Genomic DNA, 5,299 nt, shown 5'->3' with positions numbered 1-5,299 from the left:
CCTGTGCCGCACAGCCATTGAGTGTGATTCTGGTTAATGAAAACTTACTTCTTCTTGCGGGAGATATCCCCGCCGGAGGCATCCCGAACTCTCAAACAGCGGATCCGCTAAAGAATGACACGCGACCTTTCCCGCCTCTTCCGCCCTAAGACCATTGCCGTGATCGGCGGCGGCGCATGGTGCCGCCTGGTGATCGAGCAATGCCAGAAGATGGGCTTTGAGGGTACCATCTGGCCCGTTCACCCCAAGGCGGAAGAAGTTGCGGGGCTGCCTGCCTTCAAGGACGTGGACAGCCTTCCGGACGCACCGGATGCGGCTTTCATCGGGGTAAACCGCTTTGTCACCATCGAGGTGGTGTGGGCGCTGTCGGTGCGCGGTGCCGGCGGAGCGGTGTGCTTTGCTTCCGGCTTCCTGGAAGCGGCCGCAGAAGATGCCGAGGGCGCCGATCTGCAGGCGCAATTGCTGGAGGCGGCAGGCGAAATGCCGTTCCTAGGGCCCAACTGCTATGGCTTCATCAACTATCTGGATGGTGCCCTGCTGTGGCCGGACCAGCATGGCGGCGCAAGGGCAGAGAAGGGCGTGGCGCTGGTCACTCAAAGCTCCAACATCGCCATCAACCTGACCATGCAGACGCGCGGTCTGCCGGTGGCCTATGTGGTGACGGCTGGCAATCAGGCTCAGTCCGGCATTGCCGCGATTGGCGAGGCGCTGCTGGAAGATGAGCGCGTTACCGCGCTGGGCCTGCATATCGAAGGCTTTGGCGATCTGCGCGCGTTTGAGGCGCTGGCCGCCCGTGCCCGCGAACTGGGAAAGCCGGTCATCGCGCTGAAAGTCGGCAGATCGGCCGAGGCCCAGGCCGCAACTGTTTCTCATACCGCCTCGCTTGCGGGTGGTGACGCGGGGGCCGGGGCTTTGCTCTCACGCCTTGGCATTCCGCGTCTTAATGACTTGCCGTCCTTCCTGGAGACACTGAAATTGCTGCATGTGACGGGGCGGCTGCCTTCGAACCGCATTGCAACGATCAGCTGCTCCGGAGGGGAGGCTAGCCTGGCCGCGGACACCTGCCATGCGCGCAATGTCGTGTTCCCGCCCCTGAATGATCGCCAAAAGGCGGATTTGCGGGAAGCGCTGGGCCCGATGGTGGCGCTGGCAAACCCGCTCGACTACCACACTTATATCTGGCGGGATGCCGAGGCGATGACACAGGCATTCTCGGCAATGATGGATCCACAGCTGGCGATGACTATGCTGATCGTCGACTTCCCGCGCAATGACCGCTGCGATGCCTCGGATTGGGAATGCGCAATCCAAGCAGCGATTGGTTCGCGTGAGCGGACAGGAGCAAACGTTGGTCTGGTGGCGACGCTTCCCGAGTTGCTGCCGGAGGATGTTGCAACCCGTCTGATGGATGCTGGAGTGGTGCCTTTCGCTGGGCTTAGCGAGGCAATTGCTGCCTGCGAGGCCGCGAGCCTGCCATTGCAGGCAGCACCTTCACCGCTGTTGCTGCCAACCCCTGCGGTGGAACCTGATCTGGTGCCTGAAGCCGAGGCAAAGCGGCAGCTGGCAGACTATGGCCTGCGCATCCCGCGATCCAAACGGGCGGCCTCGGCCACCAATGCCCGCGCCGTTGCGGTGGATGTCGGCTTCCCGGTGGTGCTGAAGGGCGAAGGCGTTGCGCACAAGACCGAAGCAGGTGCTGTGGTGCTGAATCTGAACTCGGGGCAGGACGTGAGTGATGCCGCTTTCAACATGCCGGCCTCGTGCTTTCTGGTCGAAGAAATGGTTACCGGTGCGGTGGTTGAGCTTCTGATCGGGGTGGTCAAGGATCCAGCGCATGGGTTTGTCATGACTGTGGCGGCGGGCGGCACCCTGACCGAGTTGATGAAAGACAGTGCTTCCTTTCTGCTGCCAGCCTCGGATCCAGAGATCGAAGCTGCGCTCAACTCTTTGCGCATTGCCAAACTGCTGGACGGCTACCGCGGTGCCCCGGCAGCAGACAGGGAGGCGATTCTGCGCGCCATCCGCGCAGTCGAGGCCTATGTGATGGAAAACGCGCTGGGATTGGAAGAGATCGAGATCAACCCGCTTCTCTGCACGCCAGCTGACGCCGTTGCAGCAGATGCGCTGATGCGGCGGAAATACTGAGGCTTCGGCCTGAAACAAGAGCGGTACTACCGTGCCAGGAGGAATTGATATGACCGACAGCCCTGTGAAAAGCCGCCGTGATGGTGCCATACTGGAAGTGACACTGGACCGGCCAAAGGCAAATGCCATCGACCTTCAGACCAGCCGGGTGATGGGCGAGGTTTTCCGGGATTTCCGCGACGACCCTGACCTGCGGGTGGCGATCCTGACCGGCGGTGGAGAAAAGTTCTTCTGCCCGGGTTGGGACCTGAAAGCGGCGGCTGACGGCGATGCGGTGGATGGCGATTATGGCGTCGGCGGCTTTGGCGGCCTGCAGGAACTGCGCGACATGAACAAGCCGGTGATTGCCGCCGTGAATGGCATCGCCTGTGGCGGCGGGCTGGAGCTGGCGCTGTCAGCGGATGTGATCATCGCTGCCGATCACGCCACCTTTGCGTTGCCGGAAATCCGCTCCGGCACCGTCGCGGATGCGGCCAGTGTGAAACTGCCCAAACGCATTCCCTATCACATCGCAATGGAGCTGCTGCTTACGGGCCGTTGGTTTGACGCAGAAGAGGCCAACCGCTGGGGCCTGGTGAACGAGATCGTGGCGGCGGACCAGCTGATGGACCGGGCCTGGGAGCTGGCGCGGCTGCTCGCCTCCGGCCCGCCGCTGGTCTATGCGGCAATCAAGGAGATCGTGCGCGACGCAGAAGATTCCAAATTCCAGGACGCGATGAACCGGGTTACGCAGCGGCAGCTGAAGTCGGTGGATGTTCTCTATGGTTCCGAGGACAACCTGGAAGGCGCCCGCGCCTTTGCCGAAAAGCGCGATCCGGTCTGGAAGGGGCGCTGACGCGGCGCGCCGCAAGCTGCGCTGCCGGGCCCAATGGTGCGGGCGGCATCGCAGATGCCGTCCAAAGACGCGGGAGCTCCCGCCTGTTTCAGGAACATCTGAAGATGTCCCTGCACAGTTGGGCCCGGCGCCGCGCTTTGCGCGGCGTTTGGATCCCCGCCTGTCCAAAATGATAATGGCAAAGGGGTGCTATACTTTTTGAAATCGCGCGACCAGGGCGGTGTCGTTCTTGTGCGCCCCCGTCGCGCGAGGTCCGTAGATGGGCAGTTCCGGCAGAGTAAGATTCTTGATCCATTGCCCGCGCAGCAGCCGGCCGAAGGCTTCGGAAAACCCCGCCTTATCGTAGAACCGGGCATTCACCGACAGAGCAAACCAGGCATCGGGTGCGGCCACCCGCAACAGGGCGGGCAGGACTTCCGGGCCGAGGTGACCATGGGTGAAGGTGCCGGAAGAGACCACGCCGCGGTAGGACCCGCGCGGCACCGGGATGCCTTCCAGCAGATCAGCTTCGATCACGTCGCGGTAGGCATCCTTGCGCAAGGCTTCGGCCAGCATCGCGGCGCTTAGATCGGTGGCGTCGATAGGTTCTATTCCAATCGCCCGCAACGCTTGGCCGCACAGACCGGTGCCGGCACCGACGTCCAGCACCGGGCCGGCTCCGCCGACGGCGGCAAATACCTTGGCGGTCAACCCGGGCAGGAGGTAGCCCTGCCCGGCGGCGAAATCCTGGTCGTATGTGCTGGCCCAGTCCCTGTAAAGCCGTTTGGAATCGGCAGGTGACTGCAGGGCGTAGGCGTCTGAAAGTCCTGGTTTCTGTTTGTCCATGCGCGCCATGAAAAGGCTGATCGGGATTCGAATCAACCCTTGCACAGCAGGCGCGGTCAACGCATCTAGGAGCCATGAGGAAAACGCTGCTTTGTCTTGGATTTGGCTATACCGCCCGGGCGCTTGCACCGCGCCTTCTGGTGCAGGGATGGCGGGTTATCGGCACTTCGCGCGAGGTTGTGGAGGCCGAAGGCGTGGAGATGATCACCTGGCCCGGGCAGGACGTGCCGCTGGACGGGGTCACCCATGTGCTGAGCTCGATAGGGCCGAACATGGCGGGTGACCCGGTGCTGGCCGCGATGGCTGGTCAAATCACTGCTGCCACCGGTCTGGAATGGGCGGGGTATCTGTCGACTACGGCAGTTTATGGCCACCACGACGGCGCCTGGGTGGATGAGGCCACGCCAGTTACGCCGTCCAGCGAACGCGGCGACTGGCGCGCCCGGGCCGAGGCGCAATGGCAGGCCATCCCCGGTCTGCCGCTGCATATCTTCCGGCTGGCCGGTATCTATGGCCCCGGCCGCGGTCCCTTTGCCAAGCTGATGGCGGGCAAGGCGCGGCGGATCGTGAAGCCGGGCCAGGTGTTTTCCCGCATTCATGTCGATGACATCGCACAGGTGCTGGAGGTGCTGGGCGTGGCAACGATTGGCGAGAAGCGGGCGTAAACTTATGCGGGACACTACACCATGTGCGCATTCATAAGTTGCAAGCCAAATTAAACCATGCGAGGAAAGCTCTTGTTAAATTTCAAGGATTTCTCACATGCAGAAAGTGAATAAGGTTGTCCGCGTAAACTTCGCCGGCGGTATACTCGGGATGATTTTCGGCAGCTCTAAAGGAAAAGTTCAGTCTGTCATTCAAAGCGAAAATTCTGAAGGCTGGAACTTTATTGAAGCCATCACAGACCAACCCAATCTGATTATTTTTGTAGTTCGGCTGCTGCTTCTGGCCATAACCCTTGGGCTTTGGACACTTTCAACTGGATATCTTTTTGTGTTTGAGAAACCGCGGTAAGCAAAAAACTACACCCCCGGCGGCTCCGCAGGCGGCACGAAACTTTCCATATCCTCGGCCTCCAGCACTGCGCGCAACCCCTCGCGGTAGGTCGGATAGAGCAGCTTCACACCCAGCTCTTCCTTGATACGGCGGTTGCGGACCCGCTTGTTCTCGCCGTAGAAACTGCGCGCCATAGGGGTCATGCCGGCCTCATCAAAAGGCACTTCGGCCGGCACCGGCAGGCCCAGCAGCTCCGCCGCATGGCCCAGCACATCCTGCGGCGGGGCCGGATCATCGTCGCAGACGTTGTAAATGGCACCGGGGCGCGGCTGCGCGATGGAGGCCGCCAGAACCTGAGCAATATCATCGACATGAATGCGGGAAAACACCTGTCCCGGTTTCACGATCCGCCGCGCCTTGCCCGCCATCAGCTTGGCAAAGGGACCGCGGCCGGGGCCATAGATACCGGCCAGCCGGAAGATATGCAGCGGCAGACCG

4 protein-coding genes and 2 pseudogenes are annotated in these 5,299 nt (G+C 61.9%); 4 read left to right on the top strand and 2 right to left on the bottom strand.

Going from position 1 to position 5,299, the window contains the following annotated elements:
* The first annotated feature begins 114 nt into the window (after positions 1 to 114).
* Together A2I95_RS25570 and A2I95_RS25565 are read left to right on the top strand one after the other, a co-directional pair.
* Positions 115 to 2,145 (top strand): acetate--CoA ligase family protein, encoded by a 2,031-nt coding sequence (locus A2I95_RS25570; protein WP_291734438.1) that lies wholly within the window; start codon positions 115 to 117, stop codon positions 2,143 to 2,145.
* A 49-nt stretch (positions 2,146 to 2,194) separates the two neighbouring features.
* A complete protein-coding gene (locus A2I95_RS25565; protein ID WP_291734437.1) occupies positions 2,195 to 2,980 on the top strand; it encodes a carnitinyl-CoA dehydratase in 786 nt (261 codons plus the stop codon).
* A 189-nt stretch (positions 2,981 to 3,169) separates the two neighbouring features.
* Here A2I95_RS25565 and A2I95_RS25560 read toward each other — a convergent pair whose 3' ends face one another.
* The gene (locus A2I95_RS25560; RefSeq protein ID WP_291734440.1) at positions 3,170 to 3,805 is read right to left on the bottom strand and encodes a class I SAM-dependent methyltransferase; all 636 of its coding nucleotides are present in this window, start codon (positions 3,803 to 3,805) and stop codon (positions 3,170 to 3,172) included.
* Between the two features lie 74 nt (positions 3,806 to 3,879).
* Between A2I95_RS25560 and A2I95_RS25555 the strand changes: the two are divergent.
* Positions 3,880 to 4,428, top strand: a pseudogene (locus A2I95_RS25555) (SDR family NAD(P)-dependent oxidoreductase); the annotation flags it as partial.
* Positions 4,429 to 4,567: 139 nt separating this feature from the next.
* On the top strand, positions 4,568 to 4,819 hold the full coding sequence (locus A2I95_RS25550) for a hypothetical protein (RefSeq protein ID WP_291734435.1): 252 nt from the start codon (positions 4,568 to 4,570) through the stop codon (positions 4,817 to 4,819).
* Positions 4,820 to 4,827: 8 nt separating this feature from the next.
* Here the strand turns inward: A2I95_RS25550 and A2I95_RS25545 are convergent.
* A pseudogene (locus A2I95_RS25545) lies at positions 4,828 to 5,299 on the bottom strand (SDR family NAD(P)-dependent oxidoreductase); the annotation flags it as partial.

It is taken from the genome of Leisingera sp. F5, assembly GCF_001593695.1.
The sequence above is the reverse complement of the archived record's forward strand: the minus strand, read 5'-3'. Positions and strand labels throughout refer to the sequence as shown.